The 24217-nt window shown below is 27.5% G+C and carries 19 protein-coding genes; 17 read left to right on the top strand and 2 right to left on the bottom strand.

The features are described from left to right. Positions 1-6: 6 nt before the first annotated feature. The 15 genes from purF to murJ all read left to right on the top strand — a co-directional run bounded on the left by purF (position 7) and on the right by murJ (position 20882). Positions 7-1377, top strand: a complete 1371-nt coding sequence (gene purF / locus ATCC9714_RS15050; RefSeq protein ID WP_054630702.1) for an amidophosphoribosyltransferase — start codon at positions 7-9, stop codon at positions 1375-1377. Continuing rightward, positions 1371-2399 (top strand): phosphoribosylformylglycinamidine cyclo-ligase, encoded by a 1029-nt coding sequence (gene purM / locus ATCC9714_RS15045; protein ID WP_057545775.1) that lies wholly within the window; start codon positions 1371-1373, stop codon positions 2397-2399. The genes purF and purM overlap by 7 nt, the downstream gene beginning before the upstream one ends. Continuing rightward, positions 2393-2986, top strand: a complete 594-nt coding sequence (gene purN / locus ATCC9714_RS15040; protein ID WP_057545774.1) for a phosphoribosylglycinamide formyltransferase — start codon at positions 2393-2395, stop codon at positions 2984-2986. The genes purM and purN overlap by 7 nt, the downstream gene beginning before the upstream one ends. Next, on the top strand, positions 2979-4511 hold the full coding sequence (gene purH, locus ATCC9714_RS15035; protein WP_057537010.1) for a bifunctional phosphoribosylaminoimidazolecarboxamide formyltransferase/IMP cyclohydrolase: 1533 nt from the start codon (positions 2979-2981) through the stop codon (positions 4509-4511). The genes purN and purH overlap by 8 nt, the downstream gene beginning before the upstream one ends. A gap of 11 nt (positions 4512-4522) precedes the next feature. Continuing rightward, complete coding sequence (gene purD / locus ATCC9714_RS15030) at positions 4523-5776, top strand: phosphoribosylamine--glycine ligase (protein ID WP_057545773.1); 1254 nt, start codon at positions 4523-4525, stop codon at positions 5774-5776. A 58-nt stretch (positions 5777-5834) separates the two neighbouring features. Then, positions 5835-9653 (top strand): phosphoribosylformylglycinamidine synthase, encoded by a 3819-nt coding sequence (locus ATCC9714_RS15025; protein ID WP_057574396.1) that lies wholly within the window; start codon positions 5835-5837, stop codon positions 9651-9653. A 232-nt stretch (positions 9654-9885) separates the two neighbouring features. Next, positions 9886-10734, top strand: coding sequence for a hypothetical protein (locus tag ATCC9714_RS15020; RefSeq protein WP_057545771.1), 849 nt, complete (start codon positions 9886-9888; stop codon positions 10732-10734). A gap of 19 nt (positions 10735-10753) precedes the next feature. Further along, positions 10754-12016, top strand: coding sequence for a glycosyltransferase family 4 protein (locus tag ATCC9714_RS15015; RefSeq protein ID WP_057545770.1), 1263 nt, complete (start codon positions 10754-10756; stop codon positions 12014-12016). A gap of 66 nt (positions 12017-12082) precedes the next feature. After that, the gene (locus ATCC9714_RS15010; RefSeq protein ID WP_021121800.1) at positions 12083-12445 is read left to right on the top strand and encodes a C-GCAxxG-C-C family (seleno)protein; all 363 of its coding nucleotides are present in this window, start codon (positions 12083-12085) and stop codon (positions 12443-12445) included. A 164-nt stretch (positions 12446-12609) separates the two neighbouring features. After that, complete coding sequence (locus ATCC9714_RS15005) at positions 12610-14625, top strand: sigma-54 interaction domain-containing protein (RefSeq protein WP_057574393.1); 2016 nt, start codon at positions 12610-12612, stop codon at positions 14623-14625. Positions 14626-14902: 277 nt separating this feature from the next. Then, positions 14903-15637 carry a gamma-glutamyl-gamma-aminobutyrate hydrolase family protein gene (locus ATCC9714_RS15000; protein ID WP_021121754.1) on the top strand — a complete coding sequence of 245 codons (735 nt, stop codon included), beginning with the start codon at positions 14903-14905 and terminating at the stop codon, positions 15635-15637. 69 nt (positions 15638-15706) lie between these two features. After that, the gene (locus tag ATCC9714_RS14995) at positions 15707-16981 is read left to right on the top strand and encodes an APC family permease (RefSeq protein WP_208872221.1); all 1275 of its coding nucleotides are present in this window, start codon (positions 15707-15709) and stop codon (positions 16979-16981) included. 244 nt (positions 16982-17225) lie between these two features. Beyond that, entirely contained in the window at positions 17226-17927 is a 702-nt protein-coding gene (locus ATCC9714_RS14990; RefSeq protein ID WP_057545768.1) for a LytR/AlgR family response regulator transcription factor, read from the top strand. Beyond that, positions 17924-19231, top strand: coding sequence for a sensor histidine kinase (locus ATCC9714_RS14985; RefSeq protein WP_057545767.1), 1308 nt, complete (start codon positions 17924-17926; stop codon positions 19229-19231). The genes ATCC9714_RS14990 and ATCC9714_RS14985 overlap by 4 nt, the downstream gene beginning before the upstream one ends. Before the next feature lie 85 nt (positions 19232-19316). Continuing rightward, on the top strand, positions 19317-20882 hold the full coding sequence (gene murJ, locus ATCC9714_RS14980) for a murein biosynthesis integral membrane protein MurJ (protein WP_057545766.1): 1566 nt from the start codon (positions 19317-19319) through the stop codon (positions 20880-20882). 20 nt (positions 20883-20902) lie between these two features. Here murJ and ATCC9714_RS14975 read toward each other — a convergent pair whose 3' ends face one another. Next, a complete protein-coding gene (locus ATCC9714_RS14975; RefSeq protein WP_054630691.1) occupies positions 20903-22036 on the bottom strand; it encodes an AI-2E family transporter in 1134 nt (377 codons plus the stop codon). Positions 22037-22220: 184 nt separating this feature from the next. Between ATCC9714_RS14975 and ATCC9714_RS14970 the strand changes: the two genes are divergently transcribed. Then, complete coding sequence (locus ATCC9714_RS14970; protein WP_054630690.1) at positions 22221-23138, top strand: ROK family protein; 918 nt, start codon at positions 22221-22223, stop codon at positions 23136-23138. 73 nt (positions 23139-23211) lie between these two features. Next, positions 23212-23682 (top strand): hypothetical protein, encoded by a 471-nt coding sequence (locus tag ATCC9714_RS14965; protein WP_057545765.1) that lies wholly within the window; start codon positions 23212-23214, stop codon positions 23680-23682. 108 nt (positions 23683-23790) lie between these two features. Here ATCC9714_RS14965 and ATCC9714_RS14960 read toward each other — a convergent pair whose 3' ends face one another. Then, positions 23791-24063, bottom strand: coding sequence for a hypothetical protein (locus tag ATCC9714_RS14960; RefSeq protein ID WP_057545764.1), 273 nt, complete (start codon positions 24061-24063; stop codon positions 23791-23793). Positions 24064-24217 lie beyond the last annotated feature (154 nt).

Below are 24217 nucleotides of genomic sequence, written 5' to 3'. Positions count from 1 at the left end.
ATTTAAATGTGCGGTGTAGTAGGAATATGCTCGAATAAAGATATATCAAAAGAACTGTATTACTCATTATACTCTATACAGCATAGAGGGCAAGAGAGTTGCGGTATATCAGTTTTAAATGGAAACCAAATAAATTTTAAAAAGGATATGGGACTTGTAGGAGATGTTTTTAAATCTAGTGAGTTAGAAAAACTAAAAGGAAATATAGGAATAGGACATGTAAGATATTCTACAGCTGGGGGAAGTAGCTTATCTAATTGTCAACCATTAGTAGGAAGATGTAGAAAGAGACAATTATCTATAGCCCATAATGGAAACCTTGTTAATGCAAATTATTTAAGAAATATGTTAGAAGAAGAAGGATATATGCTTCAATCAGATTCAGATACAGAGGCTATACTTTGTATACTAGCAAGATATTATAAAGGGGATATAGTTGAAAGCTTAAAAATAACTATGGATTATATAAAGGGTGCTTATTCATTAGTTATAGCGAGCAGTGAAAATGAACTTGTAGCGGTTAGAGATCCTCATGGATTTAGACCATTATTATTAGGAAAAAAAGATGACACATATATAGTAGCATCTGAAAACTGTGCAATTAACATATTAGGAGGCGAAGTTCTAAGAGATATTGAGCCTGGAGAAATTATTGTGATAAAAGATAATAAACTAAAATCATATCACTATAGAGAAAATTATAAACCGATAAAAGCAAGTTGTATATTTGAACATATATACTTTGCCAGAAATGATGCAACCATAGACAATGTTAATGCATATGAGTTTAGAGTAAAGTGTGGAGAAATTTTAGCTCAAGATGAAAATATAAATGCAGATATAGTAGTTCCTGTACCAGACTCTGGATGGGCTGGGGCCATAGGATATTCGAATGCTAGTAAAATTAAACTTACAGAAGGTCTTGTTAAAAATAGATATGTGGGAAGAACGTTTATAAAACCGACTCAAGAAGAACGAGAAATAGGAGTAAAGATAAAATTAAATCCATTAATGAATGTAGTAAAAGATAAGTCAATTGTTTTAGTAGATGATTCAGTAGTGAGGGGAACAACTTCAAGACAAATTGTTAAATCATTAAGAGATGCGGGAGCCAAAGAAATACATTTAAGAATAACTTCTCCTGAAGTAACTCACTCTTGTTACTATGGAATAGATACTCCACATCGTTCTAACTTAATAGCTTCAAAATATGATTTAGAAGAAATAAGAGATTATATAGGATGCGACACACTTAAATTTTTAAGTATAGAAGGAACTTTAGAAGCAACAGAAAATAAATCAACTTTCTGCAAGGCATGTTTTGATGGAAAATATCCAGTTGAAAAAATCGATGAGGGGGAACTTGTATCATGTTAACTTATAGAGACTCAGGTGTAGATATAGACGAAGGAAATAGAGCTGTTAATCTTATAAAAAATAAAATAAAAGGAACTTATGATAATAACGTTATAGGTGATTTAGGAAATTTTAGTGGATTATATAGTTTAAAAGACTTTATGAATATGGAAGAACCAGTACTTCTTTCATCGACTGATGGAGTTGGAACTAAGTTGAAACTAGCTCAGATGCTAAATATTCATAATACAGTAGGTATAGACTTAGTAGCAATGTGTGTTAATGACCTTATATGTCAAGGTGCTAAGCCATTATTTTTCTTAGATTATATAGCTACAGGTAAGTTAGTTCCTGAAAAAATAGATGATATAGTTTCTGGAATAGTTGAAGGATGCAAACAAGCAGGATGTGCACTTATAGGTGGAGAAACAGCTGAAATGCCTGGAATGTATTCAAAAGAAGATTATGATCTAGCTGGTTTTTCAGTTGGGATAGCAGATAAAAATAAAATAATAAGTGGGAAAAGTGTTAAAGCAGGAGATACTTTAATAGGAATCGCATCAAGCGGAATACATAGTAATGGATATTCATTTATAAGAAAGATTTTCTTAGAAGAATATAAATATGAATTAAATCAGTATATAGAAGAATTAGAAATGACATTAGGGGAAGCACTTCTTGTACCAACTAAGATATACGTGAAACTTGTTATGAATTTAATAGAAAAATATGACTTAAAAGCAATAGCACATATAACAGGTGGAGGAGTTATAGAAAATATACCTAGAGTAATACCAAAAGGTCTTGGAATAAATATAAATAAAAATTCTTGGGAAAAGCCACCTATATTCAAAATGATAGAGAAATTTAATTCTATAGATGAAATAGAACTACACAAAAGTTTTAATATGGGAATTGGGCTTGTAATAGTTGTAGATTCAGATAAATCAGGAGAGATAACTAAATTTATAAATGAAGGAGAAGAAAAAGCTTTTATAATTGGTGAAGTTGTAGATAGCCATGAAGGAGTAAGTCTATGCTAAACATTGCAGTTTTAATATCCGGAGGAGGAAGCAACTTACAAAGCATTATAGATGGTTGTGAAAGTGGATATATAAATGGAAAAGTCAAGCTTGTTATATCAAATAAAGATGGAGCTTATGGTCTAGAAAGAGCTAAAAAACACAATATAAAAGCTATAGTTGAGAAAAATGAAGATGAGGTTATTAAATTATTAAAGATAGAAAAAATTGATTTAATAGTTCTTGCTGGATACTTAAAAATTATGAGTCCAAACTTTGTAAAAACTTTTAGAAACAAAATTATAAATATTCATCCATCATTAATACCAGCTTTCTGTGGAGAAGGGTATTACGGGAAACGAGTTCATAAAGCTGTTATAGATTATGGAGCAAAATTAAGTGGTGCTACTGTACATTTTGTTGATGAAGGTGCAGATACAGGGCCTATAATAATTCAAGAAAGTGTAGAAGTTAAGTATGATGATACACCAGAAACTTTAGCATCAAGGGTACTAGATGTAGAACATAAAATTCTTAAAAAAAGTGTAAAACTATATTGTGAAAATAAATTAACTGTTAATGGAAGGGGAGTAATTATAAATGACTAAAAGAGCATTAATAAGTGTAACTGATAAGACTGGGGTAGTAGATTTTGCTAAAAATTTAAATGATTTAGGATATGAAATAATATCAACAGGAAATACATTTAAAACGCTTAAGGAAAAAGGATGCAAAGTTATACAAATAGATGAAGTTACAAACTTTCCAGAAATACTTGACGGAAGAGTTAAAACATTAAATCCATATATACATGGAGGAATACTTTATAAAAGAGATAATGAAGAACATGTTAAAACAGTTAAAGAGCATAAAATAGAAGCAATAGATTTAGTTGTTGTTAACTTATATGATTTTGAAGGTAATTTAAAAAATAATAAAGAACATGATGTAATGATAGAAAATATAGACATAGGTGGACCATCAATGATAAGATCTGCGGCTAAAAATTATAAAGATGTTTTAGTAGTAGTTGATGTTAAAGATTATGATTCTATAATAGAGAGCTTAAAAAATGGAGAAATATCATTGGAGGATAGAAAAAAATTAGCATATAAAGCATTTGCAACTACAGCAAGATATGATGCTTTAATATCTAATTACTTTAGAGGCGAATTAGATGATAAATTCCCAGAATATCTAACTATGACGTTCCAAAAGGAAGATAGCTTAAGATATGGTGAAAATCCTCATCAAGAAGCAGTAATCTATACTCAATCTAATGCTAAAAATCCAATATTAAACTATGAACAATTAAATGGAAAAGAACTTTCATTTAATAATATAAATGATTTACATGGATGCTTAGAAATAATGAGGGAATTTAAAGATAGTAAAAATGTAGTTTGTGTAGCCGTAAAACATACTAATCCATGTGGAGTTGGAATTGCAAATAATAGCTTTAATGCTTATAAAAAATGTTATGAGGCTGACAAGGTTTCAATATTTGGAGGAATTGTAGGATTTACTTCAACTGTAGATGAGGAAACTGCTAAAAAACTAAATGAAATATTTTTAGAAATAGTAGTGGCTTACGACTTTACAGAAGAAGCCCTTGTAGTTTTAAAACAAAAGAAAAACTTAAGAGTATTAAAGCTTTCAAATATAGAAGATAGTCTTCAAGGGTTTGATCTAAAATACTTAGATGGAAAATTATTAGTTCAAGATAGAGATGAAAAATTAATTAATGAATATAAAAATGTTACAGTGAATGAAGCTGATGAAAAAATGAAAAAAGATATGGAATTTGGAATGAAAATAGTTAAAAATATGAAATCAAATGCTATAGCTATAGTCAAAGAGGGACAAACATTAGCACTTGGATGTGGACAAACATCTAGAATATGGGCATTAAAAAATGCTTTAGAAAATAATAAAGATAAAGATTTTGAAGGAGCAGTACTAGCATCGGATGCATTTTTCCCATTTGATGACTGTGTAACTTTAGCTAGTGATTACGGCATAAAAGGTATAGTTCAACCTGGAGGATCTATAAAAGATCAAGACTCAATAGATGCTTGCAACAAAAATGATATGGTAATGGTGTTTACAGGAATAAGACACTTCAAACACTAGGAGGGAAATATATGAGAATTTTAGTTGTAGGTTCAGGAGGAAGAGAACACGCTATATGTTATAAGTTAAGTCAAGAACATAAAGTTGAAAAAATTTATTGTGCACCTGGGAATGCTGGAATTAGTAAAATTGCTAAATGTATAGATATAAAAGATGATGATATAAATAAACTTCTAGGCTTTGCTAAAGAAAATGAAATTGATTTAACTATAGTAGGTCCTGAAGTTCCATTAGTAGAAGGTATAGTTGATGAATTTGAAAAAGAAAATTTAAAGATATTTGGACCTAATAAGGAATGTTCAAAACTTGAAGGTAGCAAAGCTTTTTCAAAAGAATTTATGATAAAACATAATATTCCAACTGCAAAATATAAAGAATATACACAAATTGATAAAGCTATAAAGGATATTGATTTATTTGGATATCCAGTAGTTATAAAGGCTGATGGATTAGCAGCTGGAAAAGGTGTAATAATAGCACAAAATCATGAAGAAGCGGTAAGTTCTTTAGAAGATATGATGAGTGATAAAAAATTTGGAAGCGCTGGAGAAAAAATAGTAGTTGAAGAATTTTTAAAAGGAGTAGAAACTTCTATACTTGCTTTCGTTGATAATAATACAATTGTTCCAATGGAAAGTGCAAAAGACCATAAGAAAGTATATAACAATGAAGAGGGGCCAAATACTGGAGGAATGGGAACCTTCTCTCCAAGTAATATATATGATGATGAGCTATCAACGATAGTAAAAGAAGAAGTTTTAGATAAAACATTAAAAGGGTTTAAAGAAGAAAACCTAAATTATAAGGGAATATTATTTATCGGTCTTATGATAACAGAATATGGACCTAAGGTTCTTGAGTATAATGTTAGATTTGGAGATCCCGAAACACAATCAGTACTTTTAAGATTAGAAACAGATTTAATTGAGATAATCGAATCTATTTTAGATAATAAACTAGATGAAGTTAAAATAAAATATGATGAAAAACATGCAGTATGTGTAATGCTAACTTCAGGTGGATATCCTGAAAACTATGAGAAAGAAAAAGTAATAAAAGGACTTGAAGATTTAGATGAGGATATAGTTGTTTTTCATAGTGGAACAAAAATATTAGATGACCAATTAGTTACAAATGGAGGCAGGGTTATTGGCATAGCCACAAAAGGAAAGTCCCTTGAGGAAGCAAGTAAAAAAGTTTACTCAAATATTGAAAAATTAAATTTTGAAGGAATGCATTACAGAACGGATATAGGAATTTTATAAGAAACTATTACTTATATAATGAGAGACTAAACCAATTCATTTAATGGGGGTAAATACTATGATGTCTATCACTAATTTAGCATCTTCTGTAAGAAGGATACTAGTTGAGAAAAAGCAAGGATTTGACTTAGAAGCTAAGCATCTAAAGTCTGATTTAGAAGAAAGTTTAAATATAGATACAATAGAAAATTTAAGAATTTTAAATAGATATGACATAGAAAAAATAGAAGATGAAGTATATGAAAAAGCAATAAATACTGTATTTTCAGAGCCTAATACAGATGATGTATATAAAGAGTATGTAGAATTAAGCAAAGAAGATAGAGTATTTGCTATAGAATATTTACCTGGACAATATGACCAAAGAGGTGACTGGGCATCTCAATGCATACAAATTATTAATGAAGGAATAAGACCTATTATAAATACAGCAAAAGTTGTAATTCTTACAGGAAATATAACCGATGAACAATTTAAGCAAATAAAATCTTATTGTATAAATCCTGTAGATAGTAGAGAGGCAATATTAGAAAAACCTGAGACCTTAGAAGTTGATACTGAAATACCAACATCAGTAGATATATTAGAAGAATTTATAAATCTAGAAGAAAATCAATTAAAAGATTTAATGAAGGATTTAGGACTTGCAATGACTTTTGACGATTTACTTCATGTACAGAAATATTTTAAACAAATAGAAAATAGAAATCCTACAATAACAGAAATAAAAGTTTTAGATACTTACTGGTCAGATCATTGTAGACATACTACTTTCATGACAAAGATAGAGGATATAGTTATAGAAGAAAGTAAATATACAAATGTAGTAAAAGAGGCTTACGATCTTTATTTACAATCAAGAAAAAATGTTTATGGTGAAACAAATAGAGATGTTTGCTTAATGGATATAGCAACAATAGCTATGAAAGAACTAAGAAAGATAGGAAAACTAGAAGACTTAGATGTAAGTGAAGAAATAAATGCTTGTAGTATAAATGTTGATGTTGAAATAGATGGGAAAAAAGAAGAATATTTAGTAATGTTTAAAAATGAAACACATAACCATCCAACAGAAATAGAGCCATTTGGAGGAGCTGCAACTTGTTTAGGAGGAGCTATAAGAGATCCATTATCAGGTAGAAGTTATGTGTATCAAGCAATGAGAGTTACAGGAAGTGCTGACCCTAGAACTTCCTTAGAAGATACATTAGAAGGAAAGTTAATGCAAAAGAAAATAACTACTCAAGCTGCTAATGGATATAGTTCATATGGAAACCAGATAGGGCTTTCTACAGGTCAAGTTACAGAATTATATGATGAAGATTTTGTGGCTAAAAGGATGGAGATAGGTGCAGTGATAGCAGCAGCACCAAAAGAAAATGTAATAAGAGAAACTCCAGAAAGTGGAGATGTAGTTATATTACTTGGAGGAAAGACTGGTAGAGATGGATGTGGGGGAGCAACGGGTTCTTCAAAAGAGCATAGTGAAGAATCTTTATTTACTTGTAGCGCTGAAGTACAAAAAGGTGATGCACCAAATGAAAGAAAGATACAAAGATTTTTTAGAAATAAAGAAGTAGCTCAAATGATAAAAAGATGTAATGATTTTGGAGCTGGTGGGGTTTGTGTAGCTATTGGTGAAATAGCAGAAAGTATAGACATAAACCTAGATGTTATTCCTAAAAAATATGAAGGATTAGATGGAACAGAGTTAGCTATATCAGAATCTCAAGAACGTATGGCGGTAGTTATAAAAAAAGAAAACATAGAAAAGTTTATAAGTATGGCTAGAGAAGAAAATTTAGAGGCTACTCATGTTGCTGATGTAACTGACAGTAAAAGAGTTAGAATGTTTTGGAATGGGAAAACTATAGTAGATATGTCTAGAGACTTTATAGAAACTAATGGAGTTAAACAAACTACTAAAGTTAGAGTTAAAGCTATAGATAATATAGAAATAAATAACAGATTTAGAGAAAAACATCTTGAAGTAGCAGTAGATAACGTAATGAGTTTAAAAGATAGGTTTGTAGAAACTATGACAGATTTAAATGTTTGCTCACAAAAAGGACTGGTTGAAAAGTTTGATAATACAATCGGAGGAAATACAGTTTTATTACCATTTGGAGGTAAATATCAAGCTACCCCAACCCAAGGAATGGTGGCAAAAATTCCTGTTCTTAATGGAGAGACAGACACATCTACTATAATGACATATGGATACAATCCAAAGATAGGAAAATATAGTCCATTCCATGGAGCTTTATATGCAGTAGTTGAATCTGTGTGTAAAGTTGTGACTATTGGGGGTAATTTTAGTTCAATAAGACTTACTCTTCAGGAGTATTTTGAGAAATTGGGGATAAGTGAAGTAAAATGGGGTAAACCATTTTCTGCATTACTTGGGGCATATTATGCACAAAATAAATTAGGAATACCAGCAATAGGTGGAAAAGATAGTATGTCAGGGACTTTTAAAGATATAGATGTACCACCAACATTAGTTTCTTTTGCTGTTGATACTGTGGATGCAAAACAGGTCTTATCCCCAGAATTTAAAAATTCTAATTCTACAGTAATAATGTTATCAACAAAGGTATTTGAAAATAAAGTAATTGATTTCGAGGAATTAAAGAAAAACTTATCTAAAGTAACTGATCTTATAAAAAGTGAAAAAGTAAGCTCAGCTTACTCAATAGGATATGGTGGAGTATGCGAAGCAATATGCAAAATGAGTTTTGGAAATAAAATAGGATTTAGGTTTAATGAATCTATTGAAATAGATGAAAGTATATTATTTGGGGCATCTTATGGAAATATAATCCTGGAATTAAAAGATGATAATAAAGAAGTATTAGAGTCATTAAGAGGATACAACTATAAGATATTAGGAAATACAGTAAAAGAAAAATCTATATTTATAGAAAATGAAGAAATAGATATAGATTTTATATACAATAAATACTGTGAAGTTTTAGAACCAATATTTCCAACAAGAGTTGAGTCGATTAAAGAAAAAATAGAAACTATAAGCTTTATAACAGATACTAAAGGCTATAAATCAGGAATAAGTTTGGCTTCGCCAAAGGTATTTATACCAACTTTCCCAGGAACAAATTGTGAATATGATTCAGCTAGAGTATTTGAGAAAGCTGGAGCAAAAACTTCTATAAAGGTATTTAAAAACTTAACCGATAAAGATATAGAAAGTTCTATAGATTCTATGGTAGAAGAAATAAAATCTTCACAAATAATAATGTTACCTGGGGGATTTAGTGCAGGAGATGAGCCTGACGGCTCAGGAAAATTTATAGCTACAGTATTTAGGAATCCTAAAATAGCTGAAGCGGTTAATGAATTTTTAACTAAAAAAGATGGATTAATGCTAGGGATATGTAATGGATTCCAGGCACTTATAAAATTAGGATTAGTTCCTTATGGTAAAATAATGGATATAGATGAAAATTGCCCTACACTTACTTATAATAAAATAGGAAGACATCAAGCGAAAATGGTTAAAACAAGAATTTCATCTAATAAATCACCTTGGCTGTATGGCACAGAAGTTGGAGACATTCACAGTATAGCAATCTCTCATGGTGAAGGGAGATTTGTAGCAGATGAAAAAACTTTAAAACAATTAGTAGACAATGGTCAAATAGCTACTCAATATGTAGATTTAGAAGGAAATGCAACTTATGATATAGATTTCAATCCAAATGGATCTACTTTTGCAGTTGAAGGTATAACAAGTATTGATGGAAGAATTCTTGGTAAAATGGGTCATTCAGAAAGAATTGGAAACCAAGTTGTTAAAAATATTATAGGAGAAAAAGATCAAAAAATCTTTGAATCTGGAGTTAAATACTTTAAATAATTACAAACTTTTGACTATCTCAATTTTTATATTGAGGTAGTCTTTTTTATTACTATAAATTAATATATATAATATGAAGGTAAGTTATCAATTTATATAGAATAAACTTAATTAAAGATGAAATTTGAAGTATTATTAAATAAATAGTAAATAATACTTTTTTATATATTTTTCGACAAGTTTTTTAGAAATTATATGGTAATATAAATTTGCCATAGATGGAGGATATCATATGGAAATGAAAGTTTGTGATACTTTATGCTATAAAGGAAGCGCTAAGTATAATGAAGATATAATAGGTGTAAATCCATTTGGAGCATGGGTATTAGATGGAGCTACTGGACTTAATAATAAAAACTTGGTATCAAAGAAAAGTGATGCTAATTGGTATGTAAATTGGTGGAATAATTACTTACATCAAAATATATCTAAAAAAAGTACTCTAAAGGAAATTATGATAGATGGAATAGAGAAAATTAAAAATGAATATTATAAAGTTGTTGATAAGAATAAAATAGAGAAAATTGACACACCTTCAAGTTCTATTTCAGCTGTAAAATTTTATGATGACAAACTAGAATATTTTTTACTAGGGGACTGTGCCTTACACTTTAAGATTAAAGATAATATAAAAATTATAAAAGATAGATCTTTATGTTACTTGGATAAGTTAGTATATGATCAAATGGAAGCCTTACCTAATTTAGATAAACTTTCATATGAAGATATAAAAACTAAAGTAATGAGTACTATAATATGTAATAGATTGAAAAAAAATACTAAAGAAGGTTACTGGATTTTAGATTTTGATAAATGTGCTATTAATAACGCACTAAATGGTTTTATAGAAATAGAAGAAGATATAAAATTGATGTTAATTAGTGATGGATTTTCTTGTATAAGTGATAGATACAATGAAATAGACGAATTGGATTTGCTAAATGAGGTAGAAAAAAGTGGAGTTGGTATAATTTATGAAAAACTTAGGGAAATAGAAAGAAATGATTATTCAACAGTAAAATTCCCAAGGTTTAAAATAAGTGATGATTCTTCTTGTATTTATTTAGACATAAGTTTTTAATTCATTTAAGGGGGAAAATATGAATATACTACATATAATAACTCAAAAACCAAATAGCACTGGTAGTGGTATTTATATGAGTGGAATGATTAAAGGGTTTGATAAGTTAGGATATAGTCAAGGAGTAATTGCAGGTATTGATAAAGAAGATTCTATAAATTGCTTTGACGATAATATAAAGTTTTATCCTGTAATTTATAACACAAAAGAAATTCCTTTTGATACTTTAGGAATGAGTGATATTATGCCATATAAAAGTACTATGTATAAAGATATGGATGAATTTATGGTAAAGAAATTAAAGAATGCATTTAAAATTAGAATAGATAAAGCACTAGATGAAATAAAACCGGATTTAGTCATATGTCATCACCTATATCTTATAACGGCTTTTGTGAGAGAAATTATTAGCGATATTCCTGTTGTTGGTATATCACATGGAACGTGTCTTAAGCAAATAAAAAGTCATAATTTAGAACATAAATTTATAAAACATAATATAAAAAATCTGGATATGATATTTGCTCTTCATGATGAACAAAGAAAAGAAATAATAGAGACATTTGATATAAAAGAAAATAAAGTATTTTCTTTAGGTAGTGGATATGATGAAAATATATTTTTTAATAATCAAATAAAAAATAATATTATAAATATTACATTTACAGGTAAGGTATGTAAACAAAAAGGTGTAGAATCTTTAATAAAATCATTAGATGAAATTAATTATCCTGCTAATTTCATAAATGTAAACATAGTAGGGGATGGAAGTGACAAAAAAGAATATGAGGAAATCCTAGAACTTTCAAGAATGAGCAAGTTTAATATTAAATTTTTAGGAAAGGTAAATCAAAAAGATTTAGCACAAATTTTTAGAGATTCTCATATTTTTATACTTCCTTCATTTTTTGAAGGATTACCATTAGTTGTTATAGAAGCGCTAGCTAGTGGGTGTACTGTTATTACAACCAATATACCTGGGGTTAGTAAATGGATAGGAGAAGATATAAATACTTCAGGAAAAATTAAATATATAGACTTGCCTAAAATGAAAGGTATAGCATCTCCTATAGATTCAGATTTACCTATTTTTGAAAAAAGATTAGGTAAATCTATAAATGAAATAATAGAAAATATAATAACTTTTAATGTTAGAAATAAAAATTTAGATATGAGTGATAAAACATGGTTAGGTTTATGTAATAGACTAAATCAATTTACAAACTCTTTAGGGATTATAAAAAAATGTAACATTGTCACAGATAAAATTAAAATTAAATAGTAAAATAAACATAAATAAATGATAAAATTTATATTGAAAGACTAACATAAATTGGAGGGCAAATAAATGACTAGACCATCAGAATATCATAAAGAAGGATACACTTGTGCAGAGGCTATAATAAAGTCGTACAATGAAGAACACAATACTGATATACCAGTTTCATTAGGAAGTGGTATGGGAACTGGAGTTACTGTTGGGAGTTTATGTGGAGCAGTAAATGGAGCAGTATTAGTTCTAGGTTATTTAAAAGGTAGAGAAGAAAGTTCACAAGCTAATGATGCTAGAGCTTATTCTAGAGAATTAATGAATAGAGTTAGAGAAAAATATAATAGTGAAATATGCAAAGATTTAAAAATGAATAAGGTTAGCTGTTCAGAAATAATAGATTTTTCATATGATGTATTAAATGAAATAGTAAACAAGTAATAATAAACTTGATTAAAGGGGATGATTTATCATCCTTTTTTTATTTTCAAATATATATATAAATTGTGTATAATATAAATGCAGAAAAATAATATATAGATATGACTTTAATTTAGCAAAGGCACAAACGTTTGCTAAGTCTTAGATTAAAAGGAGACAAATATATGAAAACTATAGGTGTAGTCACTGATGGCTTATCTAAACTAGAAATATTTTTGAATGAAAATATACGTATGATATTTAAAGATAATATAAAAATTAATAATTACTTTTTTAATAATCTTCAAAAAGGACAAGTTATAACTGATGATATAGTACTAGTAATGCTTAGAGAAAGGTCTATAAAAATTAAAGAATATGTAGACGATAGCAAAAAAATAATAATTTTAAATAGAAGTGTTAAGCAAAAAGATATTTATAAATTATTTTCTCTACCAAAAGGAATGGATGTTTTAGTTGTAAATGATAATGAACAGACTATATTAGAAACCATGTCAACTTTATATCATATAGGTATAAATCATTTAAATTTAATTCCTTACGATAAAAATAATGAGTATAAACATATAAAGGTATGTGTAACTCCCGGTGAGGTTCATTTAGTACCTGAATATATAGATGAAATAATAGATATAGGTCATAGATTTATTGATATTTCTACATTTTTGCAGATATTAACTAAATTAAATATAGATAATAAAGAAATAACTGAAAGGCTAATAAAATATTCAGAGGAAGTAATAAGCTTACACTCTGGAATTAATCATACATACAAAAATCTAACTGTTGAAAATGACGAATTAAAATCGATTATAAACTTATCTAAAAATGGTATGATACTAATTTCAAATGATGGAGAAATAAAAGTTTGTAATGAAAGTGTAAAAAATATATTAGACATAAAATTTGATATAGTAGGAAAAAAGCTAAATAATTTAGAGGATAAAGATATATTAGGCGTGCTTAAGTTAAAAAATCCAAAAGATGAGGATGTAAAATTTAAAAATAAATATATAACTGTAAATAAGCACACTATAAATAGTTTTGGAAAAGAAATTGGATTTTATTTTTGTATTCAAGAAATCACATATATAAAGAAACTAGAACAAAATTTAAGTAAGATGTTAAGAGATAAGGGGCAAATAGCTAGATACACTTTTGATGATATAAAAACTAACTCAGTTAACATGGAGAATACTAAAAATTTAGCAAAAAAAATTGCGAAATCAGATTACACAGTTCTAATAACAGGAGAAAGTGGAACAGGTAAGGAGTTATTTGCACAATCTATTCATAATGAATCCGATAGACGTAACCAACCATTTATAGCTATAAATTGTGCAGCTATGCCTGAAAACTTACTTGAAAGTGAGCTTTTTGGATATGAAGAGGGAGCTTTTACAGGGGCATTAAAAGGTGGGAAAAAAGGTTTATTCGAACAAGCTCATAATGGAACGGTTTTTCTAGATGAAATTGGGGATATGCCTATGTATCTTCAAATAAAACTACTTAGAGTACTTCAAGAAAATCAGGTTATGAGGGTAGGTGGTCAAAGCATAATTGATATAGATGTTAGAGTAATAGCAGCTACGAATAGAGATTTACCTAAGATGATAAAAGAAGAAAAATTTAGATCAGACTTATATTATCGAATAAATGTATTACCTATAAATATACCGCCTCTAAGAGAAAGAAAAGATGATATAAATATGATGTTAAAATATTTTATAGAAAGAGATATAAGCATAAGTGAAAAAGTTAAATCTATTATAAATTCATACAATTGGCCTGGGAATATACGAGAGCTTAGAAATACAGCTATGTATATAAATACTATGTCATCAGGTGAAGAGGTTTCTATAGATGATTTACCATATAATCTTATAAATATAAAAAAAGATTATAAAAAAGAAATAGATTATTTAAAAAATAAAACCTGTATTGAAAAAACTATTGAAGTTATGAAATGTATAGATAGACACAATAAAAATCAAAAGTCTTCAGGAAGAAGTAGTATATATAAAGAACTTAGTGAAAAAGGGATTTTAATTACAGAAGGAGAAGTTAGACACATTTTAGAGATACTAAAGGAGGAAGATATTGTATTATCAAATTCAGGAAGAAAAGGAAGCGAACTTAGCAATAAAGGATTAGAGATTCTTACTGCTTTAAACAGGTAAAAAAATAGGATGAAAACATTTCCTATTTAACCTATTTAAATAATGAGGTAGATAAATAAGTATTTATCTACCTCATTATTTTTTTATTAGATAAATAATAGACTTCACTTAAAGTACTAGAAAAACTAAATACTATAAATTTTTATAGTTTATAAAAATAAAAAACTATCAATAAATCTAAAATTGGCATAGAAATTGCTTTAAATTATTATTGAAATAATTAAATTATAGAAAATCTTTAAATTTTATTTATTTGATGATGGGAGTGCATTAATTCATGAAAACTAAAAAGGCAGTAATAGGAATTTCAGGAAGTTTAATAATTGATGAAGGAGGAATGTTTCCAGGGTATGAAAGAGCATATGTAAATAATGACTATGTACAATCTGTAGCAAGATGTAATGCAGTACCTTACATAGTTCCAATGGTTTACGATGATGAGATTATAAAAGAGCAAGTTGAAAATATAGATGCTCTTATATTATCAGGAGGACATGATATAAATCCTTTAAATTGGGGAGAAGAACCTCATCAAAAACTTGGAGGAATCTTACCTAAAAGAGATACTTATGATTTTAAACTTTTAAAATTTGCTTTAGAAATGAAAAAACCAATACTAGGAATATGTAGAGGAGAGCAAGTTATAAATGTATTTGGTGGAGGTAGCTTATACCAAGATTTATCTTTAATTGAAGGATGTTATGTAAAGCATAATCAACAACATTTATCTAATGTAGCTACACATACAGCAATTGTAAAAGAAGGAACAAAATTATATGAGATACTAGGTGAAAAAGAAATTCATGTTAATAGTTTCCATCACTTAGCTGCAAATGAAATAGCTGATGGATATATAGTTTCTGCTGTATCTAAAGATGGAGTTATAGAAGCTATAGAAAAAGAAGGCGATGAATTTGTAATAGGAGTTCAATGGCACCCAGAAATGATGACAAAAGATAACCCAATGATGCAAAAGTTATTCCAAGCATTAGTTGATGAAACAACTAAGTAAAATAAAATATATAAATAAATCTATGGAGGAAAACTATGGGAGATAGCAAGAAATTAGGACTTTGGAGTATTGTTCTTTTTAGGTATTAACTCAATTATAGGTTCTGGAATATTTGGATTGCCAGGTGAGGCATACAAAATGATAGGACCTGCTAGTATAGTAGTTTTAGTATTCTGTATGGTACTTGCAGTATCAATAGCTCTTTGCTTTGCTGAAGCAGGTAGTTGGTTTGATGAAAATGGAGGTCCATATCTTTATGCAAAAGAAGCATTTGGTGATTTTATAGGTTTTGAAGTTGGATTTATGAAATGGGCTATAGGTATGATAGCTTGGGCAGCGATGGCAAACTTTTTTGCTATAACTATTTCGACAGTTTGGCCACAAGCAGCAGATCCATTTACAAAAAACGTTATAATAGGAGTAGTTTTAATAGGACTTGGAATTGTAAATATAATGGGGGTTGAAGCCTCAAAAGTTTTAAATGATATAATAACTGTTGGTAAACTTGTTCCATTAATATTTTTTATAGCAGTTGGTATATTCTTTATAAAAGGTCATAATTTTACACCTTTTGTAATAGTACCAAAAGGTGAAGCAACAACTACAGCATTTGTTGCAGCAGCTATATCATTATTTTATGCATTTACTGGATTTGAGTCTTTAGCAGTTGCAGCAAAAGATATGCAAAATCCAAAAGAAAACGTTCCTAAAGCACTTATAGCAGTAATGGCAATAGTATCTATAGTTTATGTATTCGTATTAGCTATAAGTATAGGTATATTAGGACCAAACTTAAGCGGAGCAGCAACTCCAGTTGCAGATGCAGCAAAATCAATGATTGGTAATGCAGGAGTTTATATAATTACAATAGGTACAGTTATATCTGTTGGAGGTATAAACATAGCAGCATCTTTCCTTACTCCTAGATCAGGAGTTGCATTAGCAGAGCAAGGATTAGTTCCAAAATGCATAGCTAAAAATAACAAAAAAGGTGTTCCATATATAGCTATAATAATAACTGTTGTAGGAACTCTTTTAATAGCATGGTCTGGATCTTTCAAGGTATTATTACAAATAAGTGTTATATCAAGATTTATACAGTATATACCTACTTGTATAGCAGTTTTAGTATTTAGAAAGAAATATGCAGGAAAAGAAGTTAGATTTAGAATACCAGGAGGAGCTTTTGTTCCAATATTTGCAGTAGCAGTAAGTGTATGGTTATTAATAGAAGCTGGAATGAGTGATCCTATGAAAATTGTTTGGGGATTAGGTGGATTGTTAGTAGCAGTACCATTCTATTTCTATATGACTAAGGTATATAAAGAAAAAAATTGTAATTAATATATATATAAGCCTACTTTTACAGTAAAGTTTTAAACTAAAAAGCTTACTTAAAGTAGGCTTTTTAACTTTATAAAGTATTAAAACTACTTTAAGTAAGAAGTAAATTTAGTATTTATATTTAGATACTAGTAAGAATGTATATTTATTTATACAAGCCTGTATGCTAAATTCATAGTATATGGGTTATTTTATTATTATGATAAAATTATGTTAAAACTTAAAATTGATGAGGAGAATTAATATGCTTAAAATAGCTATATGCGAAGATGAGCAATCACAAAGAGAATTAGTTAAAAATTATATAAATAGATCGCTTTTAAATAAAAATTATGAGATTTTTGAATTTAAAAGTGGAGAAGAATTAATAGCTAATTATCCACAAAAACTAGATATATTATTTCTTGATATACAGATGGAAGAAATCAATGGAATGGATACAGCAAGAACAATAAGAACATTTGATAATAATGTTGAAATTATTTTTATAACTGGAATTTGGGATTATGTTCAAGAAGGATATGAAGTAAGAGCATATAGGTACATTATAAAACCTATTGGATTTGATAACTTTGATTCTCAGTTAAATCTTTGTATAAGAGAAATAGAAAACAAAAAAAGGCCTAGTGTTGTTGTTACTTATAAGGGTGAAGTAAATAAAATAGAGTTAGGATCTATTGTATATATTGAAACAGATAATAGAAATACATTAATACATACAAATCAAAGAAGTTATAAATCTAATATGGGAATAAATAAAATAGAGAAACATTTAGAAGGATCAACATTCTTTAGATGTCACAATAGCTTTATAATAAATTTAGAACATATAAATAAAATAGGTCAAGATAGTGTTTTTTTAGGAAAATATGAGGTGCAAGTTAGCAGGCATAAAATGAAAGATTTAAAAATTCAATTTACTAGTCTTTTAGGAGATAAATTATGATAATAAATAAGACTTTCGTAGCTTTAATAACAAGTTTAAGTTTAACAACTATAGCATGGATATGTTTTAAAATCTTATTAGATTATATAAGTAATCAAAAAACATCAAGGAAAATAAGATTTATTACATTTTTATTATGTGTAATAGCTAGTGTGATATCTACAACTTCTCTAAAACCACTAATCTATATAATTACAGGATTTTTATTTTATAAAACAAATTATAAAGAAACTTTATTTAGATCAGTTATTATTACATCAGCATTTTGGATATTGATAGTTACATTGAAAACAATAGGATTAGCTATAATTTTAAAAATAAGTAACTTAAGTGATATTGAAGTTAGCTCGTATAATTATTTTTCAAGCTTAGAAATAATGACCTTTTCAGTTCTTATATTTATAGCAACTTCAGTGCTTTATAAGTACTTCAAATCATATAAATACATAAATAAAAAACATTTTATAGCAATATTTTTTCCAATATGTGTAAACATACTGAGTTTATCGATAGTTTTAGTTAATAAAACTAATAAAGTATTAGGAAATGATTTTATAAATGATTTTTCAGTTTTTTTTATGGGAATATTAATGATATTTTCTAATATATTAATGATATTTCTTTTTAGAAAGATAACAAGAGATAATCGTATTTATATAGAGAATAAACTTATGAAAGAAAAAATGGACATGGAATACAAATATTATATGAAAGTAAAAGAAAATCAAGATAGAGTAAGACAAATGTACCATGATATGAAAAATCATATGGCGTGCATGCAAAACTTATCTAACACAGGTGAAGGTCTTAATGAGTATATAACAGAGATAAATACTGAGATAGAAAATTGTGAAAGTTGTTTTAACACGGGAAATTTGATCTTAGATATAGTTCTTAATGAAAAGAAAGGAATTTGTTTAGATAAAGAAATTAAGTTTAATGCATATATAGAATTTAAAAAGTGTGGTTTTATTAAAGTTAATGACGTATGTACGATATTTTCAAACTTAATAGATAATGCTATAGAAGCTTGTGATAAACTACAGGAGGATAAATATATAAGTTTAAAAGGTTCTTATATAAATGAAAATTTCTTTGTAATGAAGATAGAAAACAGTAAGTGTAATACAATTGACATTAAAGGTGGCAATTTAATAACAGATAAAGAAGATAAATTAACCCATGGAATTGGATTAGAGAATGTAAAAAGGACTATTTATAGTTATGATGGAGAAGTTGATATAAAATATGATGATAAAAAATTTATTGTGAAAATATTAATTCCACTACCAACTATGAAGTAAAATCTACCAAACATGCAAGTTATATTGAATATAAAAATGATCATTGATATCTTAAGCTTATAAAATCTTTATAAGGAGAAATCAGATGAGTAAGATAGCTAAAAATACTGCGTTAATAATGATATTAGGAGTATTTTGCAAGGTAATTGGATTTGGTAGAGATCAAGCTTTAACTGCATTATATGGGATTAATGGTTACGGAGGAATATATTTAGCTGTATCAAGTATTCCAGATATAATATTTGCTTTAGTTGGGACTTGTATAATAACTACATTTATACCTATGCACTATGAAATAAGAAGTATAGATGGAGAAGAAAGAGCAAATAAATTTTTAAACAATGTATTTAATATTACTATAGTTGTAAGTTTGTTTATAACTTTATTTGGTATGATTTTCCCAGATATTTTAGTAAAAGTATTTGCTATGGGACTTAAGGGAAGTCAATTTAATACTGCTGTTAAGTTTACTCAAATACTAATGATTGGTGGATTTTTTACAGGTATATCTGGAGTTATAACTGCATTTTTAAACATAAATGAAGAATTTGTAATACCAACTATAGTGAGCTTACCATTTAATATTATATCTATAATTTCAATTTTTATAAGTGTAAAAACAAGTCCTTACGTAATGGTTATAGGAATATCTATAGGATTAATATCTAAGTTTTTAATACAGATTATTTATGCCTATAAAAAGGGATATAGATACAAATTTAAAATAGATATAAAAGATAAGTATTTAAGAAAAATGATGATTTTACTAATACCTATTTTAATTGGAGTTGCAGTAAATCAAGTTAACTCAGCAGTAGATAATAGTATGGCAACTAATTTTGGAGTAGGCTGCGTATCTGCAATTAGTTATGCTGGAAAGTTAAATAGTTTCATAATGGGGATATTTACAGTATCATTGACATCAGTAATATATCCTAAAATTTCGGAGCTATTAGTTGATAAAAATAAGGATGGATTTGTAAGTATAATAACTAAAAGTATAAATTTAGTAATAATATTTATACTACCAGTATCTGCAGGGGCTATAATTTTATCAAGTCCTATAGTTAGTATTTTATTTGAGAAGGGAAGATTTGATAGTAATGCCACTTATATGACAGCATTGGCGTTGTCAGGGTATTCAGTTGGTATGATAGCTTACTCCCTTAGAGATATATTGGGAAAAATTTTCTACTCTCTAAAAGACACTAAAACACCTATGATAAATGGGATTATCGCTGTTATTTTAAACATAATTATGGATATTTATTTTTCAAAGGTTTTTGGATATGCAGGATTAACATTAGCAACAAGTATATCATCTATAGTGTGTATAATTACACTTTTTATCAGTTTACATAAAAAAGCTGGATATTTTGGTCAGGATAAGATTTTTTCTACTTTGATAAAGTCATTAATTTCTGTTATTATCATGAGTTTTACGGTTAAGTTTGTTTTTAACAATATGTCTAATTTAATAGATATAAAAATTATTGATTTATCAGTATCGATTTTAGCAGGAGGTTTTGTTTACTTAGGCCTAATGTATATACTAAAAGTAGATGAATTAAATATGATACTAGAGATTGTTATTAAATATAAGGAAAAATTAATATCTAGTGTAAAAAAAGAAAAGTCAGAGCTAATATAATAGCTCTGACTTTTTATTTATTAAAAATGTATATTTTTATCTTCAAGCCTTTTATTTATGTATCCAGAAGCTAAGGTATAAATAACACTAAATAAAGGAACACCTATTATAATTCCTAAAACACCAAATGTAGATGAACCTACAAAGATAGGAACTAAAATCCAAAATGAAGATAATCCAATAGAGTTTCCAACAACAAATGGATAAACTAAATTACCTTCTATTTGTTGGATTACAACTATCATTATTATAAAATATAAGGCAGTTATAGGTTTAACCATAAAGATAATGAAAGCTGCAATGGCTGTACCTATAAATGTACCAAATATAGGTATTAAATCAGCTATAGCTATTAAAGTACTTACAAGAAGAGCATAAGGCATTTTGAATATACTCATTCCGATAAAGCATAGAGTTCCAAGTATTACTCCATCTGTACATTGACCTGCTATAAATCTAGAGAACTTATGACATACTAGGTGAGATACATCAATAGCTCTATTAGCATTTTTTTCACTTAGAAATGCATAAGTAACTTTTTTACATTGAATTAGAAGTTTTTCTTTACTTAAAAGAATATAGATAGCTATTATGAAACCTATTAAAAAGTTAGTAATAGCAGAAGTAATACTAAATGTAATACCAAGTATGTTTGAAATAAAGTAATTTGCAAACTTAACTACAAAATTAGATAATTTCTCCATTCCGGATAAAATATTTGTATGCATACTATCTGATAATTTTATATGTGAAAAATAGTTTGTAGCATAAGATTGTAACGTATCTATATATTGAGGCACACCACTTACTAGACTAGAAGTACTTTTAACTAACTGGGGAATTACAAAGTTTACAAAAGAACTGATTAGTACAAATAATATAATAAGTGTAAGTAGTAAAGATAAAATTCGTGCAAATATTTTAGAATTTTTCAATCTAGATTTTTTTAAAAGGGGAGTAATTAGTCTTTTCTCAAAACATTTCATAGGTATATTTATTAAAAATGCAATTGCTATACCAATTATAAATGGTTTAAATACTGACAGAGATTGCCCTAAAATTTTTAATACAGAATGTATATTTAAAAGTAAGAAAGCTAAAACAACTATATAGGTTGAAATTAAAATCTGATTTTTCATTTTAAAATTTTTCATCAAATTCCAAACCTCCTTTCGACAAATTTAAATCATACAATCAGTATACAACAAAACAAAAATAATTTTTATAAAAAATAAAGTTTGTTACTAAATTATAAATTAAGGTAATATATTTTTATAGAAAGTATGTATTTTTAATATGATAAAATTAATAATATAAAAAAGCTTAGGGGGGGTTATATTGAGTATATACTTAGGAATTGACATAGGTGGTACATCTATAAAATATGGTACATATAATGAATATGGAGAAGAATTAATAAAAGGAAGTAAATATATAAAAACCCCTAAATATGACTTAGGAAAGCTTGTGAAAATTATTGATTCAATAGTTAATGAATTTAAAGAACTAGATGGCATAGGACTTAGTATACCAGGATGTATTAACCCTGAAAGTGGATATATACAAGATGGAGGGTCTATTAGGGCTTTAGATAAGGTAAATATAAAAGAACTTTTAAAACGAGAATTAAAAATAGATGTAGAAGTAGAAAATGATGCTAACTGTGCCCTCTTAGCTGAAAAATGGATTGGAAATGCTAAAGAAAACTCTAATTTTATTTGTATAACATTAGGTACGGGAGTTGGAGGAGCACTTTATATAAATGATAAGCTAGTAAGTGGAAATAACAATTTTGCAGGAGAATTTGGGTACATGATAGTTGATAACATATATGATAGATATAAGGTGAAAACTTTAAATAGAGATAGCTCTACAATAACTTTTATAAAGCAGGTTGCTAGTAAAAAAGGAATATACTATAAAGCTCTGGATGGTATTTCTATATTTAATTTAATAAAGAGTAAAGATGAGGATGCTGTAGATGCTTATAAAAAATGGATAAGAAGAATAGCTATATGTATATATAATTTAGGATTTATAATAGACCCAGAAAAAGTTTTAATAGGGGGAGGAGTAAGTGAGGAGTCTATTTTTATAAGTGATATAAAACTGGAATTAAACAAACTATCTGTAGAATTAATTAAAGAAAATGGAAAACTTGAAAATTTATCGTCTAAATGGAATGTTATACCGTGTAAATATTTAAATGATTCAGGAAAGATAGGAGCGGTTTATAACTACATGATTAGAAATTAAAGGTAGATGATTATACAAATTTCTTCCCGGGTATAAAATAAATGTTAATTTAAGACCTAAGGAGGCTTGTGTTATGACATTAGTAGAAAAATTTAAACCAGCAGTTTCAAAAAGGGTTTTATTTTTATTAGCAGCAATTGTATGGGCAATAGCAGCAGATAGAGTTTTATCAATAGGGATAGGGGATATACTAAAGAATGCTCATAATAAATATATATTTTTTGCAATAGGAATTTTGGGAGCATATATTTTTTTTACAAAGATATTTATAAAAATTTACAAACGAAATGTTTATAGGATAGTAAATTCTCAACTAGAAAAACATTGTGCATTTTCTTTTTTTGATTTAAAGGGATTTATAACTATGGCATTTATGATTACATTTGGAATATCATTAAGAAATGTATCGTTTATACCTAAATTATATTTAGGGACTTTCTATATAGTAATAGGATTATCATTACTAGCTTCAGCTATAATTTTTTTAGGAGCATTTATAAATTTCAAATCCATAAAATCTAAATATATAAACGACAAGTTTTAAATAAAAAATACTTTTGAATAATTTTAAAAATGAGATAAATCATATAAATGTATTTTTAATAATAATTGTTAATATGAAGAAGAGTTTGCTATTTTAGCAAACTCTTTTTTAGTCTATACATTTAAAGCTTATATGCATATACCCATCAAATGCAGGTTGGGATTGGATTTCAGTAATAGTACATGACTTAACCTCATTATCTAGTAATAAGTCTATATTAAGACTTTTATTATTTTCTATATATCTTAAAAAAGATGTCTTAGGTATTTTAATAGGTATAGTATTTTTTAAATTAGGACCATATATTACACCTAAAATATATCCTGATTTTCTTAAAATTTTATTTTTGTCATTTAAATTTCTACTATAAACTTCAATCATAAAAATATCATCCCCCTTAGATAACTCAATATATAAAGCTCATATTATATAATATTTTTAAAGTTGTATATATATTCTTATTTTTAAAATAAATTTACTTTAAGAAAAAGATTAATATGACGTATTAAAAAATTAAATTATACTATTTAAAACA

It is taken from the genome of Paraclostridium sordellii, assembly GCF_000953675.1.
Classification (GTDB): Bacteria; Bacillota; Clostridia; order Peptostreptococcales; family Peptostreptococcaceae; genus Paraclostridium; species Paraclostridium sordellii.
Note: the sequence above shows the minus strand (reverse complement) of the source record. Positions and strands in the feature narration are given on the sequence as shown.

What these genes read in the sequence shown, in the direction of transcription:
- ATCC9714_RS15020 (WP_057545771.1), top strand. Translation starts at nt 9,886, where the DNA reads ATGGAAATGAAAGTTTGTGATACTTTATGCTATAAAGGAAGCGCTAAG.
- murJ (WP_057545766.1), top strand. Translation starts at nt 19,317, where the DNA reads ATGAGTAAGATAGCTAAAAATACTGCGTTAATAATGATATTAGGAGTA.
- ATCC9714_RS15000 (WP_021121754.1), top strand. Translation starts at nt 14,903, where the DNA reads ATGAAAACTAAAAAGGCAGTAATAGGAATTTCAGGAAGTTTAATAATT.
- ATCC9714_RS14965 (WP_057545765.1), top strand. Translation starts at nt 23,212, where the DNA reads ATGACATTAGTAGAAAAATTTAAACCAGCAGTTTCAAAAAGGGTTTTA.
- ATCC9714_RS15005 (WP_057574393.1), top strand. Translation starts at nt 12,610, where the DNA reads ATGAAAACTATAGGTGTAGTCACTGATGGCTTATCTAAACTAGAAATA.
- ATCC9714_RS15025 (WP_057574396.1), top strand. Translation starts at nt 5,835, where the DNA reads ATGATGTCTATCACTAATTTAGCATCTTCTGTAAGAAGGATACTAGTT.
- purH (WP_057537010.1), top strand. Translation starts at nt 2,979, where the DNA reads ATGACTAAAAGAGCATTAATAAGTGTAACTGATAAGACTGGGGTAGTA.
- purM (WP_057545775.1), top strand. Translation starts at nt 1,371, where the DNA reads ATGTTAACTTATAGAGACTCAGGTGTAGATATAGACGAAGGAAATAGA.
- purN (WP_057545774.1), top strand. Translation starts at nt 2,393, where the DNA reads ATGCTAAACATTGCAGTTTTAATATCCGGAGGAGGAAGCAACTTACAA.
- ATCC9714_RS14990 (WP_057545768.1), top strand. Translation starts at nt 17,226, where the DNA reads ATGCTTAAAATAGCTATATGCGAAGATGAGCAATCACAAAGAGAATTA.
- ATCC9714_RS15010 (WP_021121800.1), top strand. Translation starts at nt 12,083, where the DNA reads ATGACTAGACCATCAGAATATCATAAAGAAGGATACACTTGTGCAGAG.
- purD (WP_057545773.1), top strand. Translation starts at nt 4,523, where the DNA reads ATGAGAATTTTAGTTGTAGGTTCAGGAGGAAGAGAACACGCTATATGT.
- ATCC9714_RS14975 (WP_054630691.1), bottom strand. Translation starts at nt 22,036, where the DNA reads ATGAAAAATTTTAAAATGAAAAATCAGATTTTAATTTCAACCTATATA.
- ATCC9714_RS14985 (WP_057545767.1), top strand. Translation starts at nt 17,924, where the DNA reads ATGATAATAAATAAGACTTTCGTAGCTTTAATAACAAGTTTAAGTTTA.
- ATCC9714_RS14960 (WP_057545764.1), bottom strand. Translation starts at nt 24,063, where the DNA reads ATGATTGAAGTTTATAGTAGAAATTTAAATGACAAAAATAAAATTTTA.
- ATCC9714_RS15015 (WP_057545770.1), top strand. Translation starts at nt 10,754, where the DNA reads ATGAATATACTACATATAATAACTCAAAAACCAAATAGCACTGGTAGT.
- purF (WP_054630702.1), top strand. Translation starts at nt 7, where the DNA reads ATGTGCGGTGTAGTAGGAATATGCTCGAATAAAGATATATCAAAAGAA.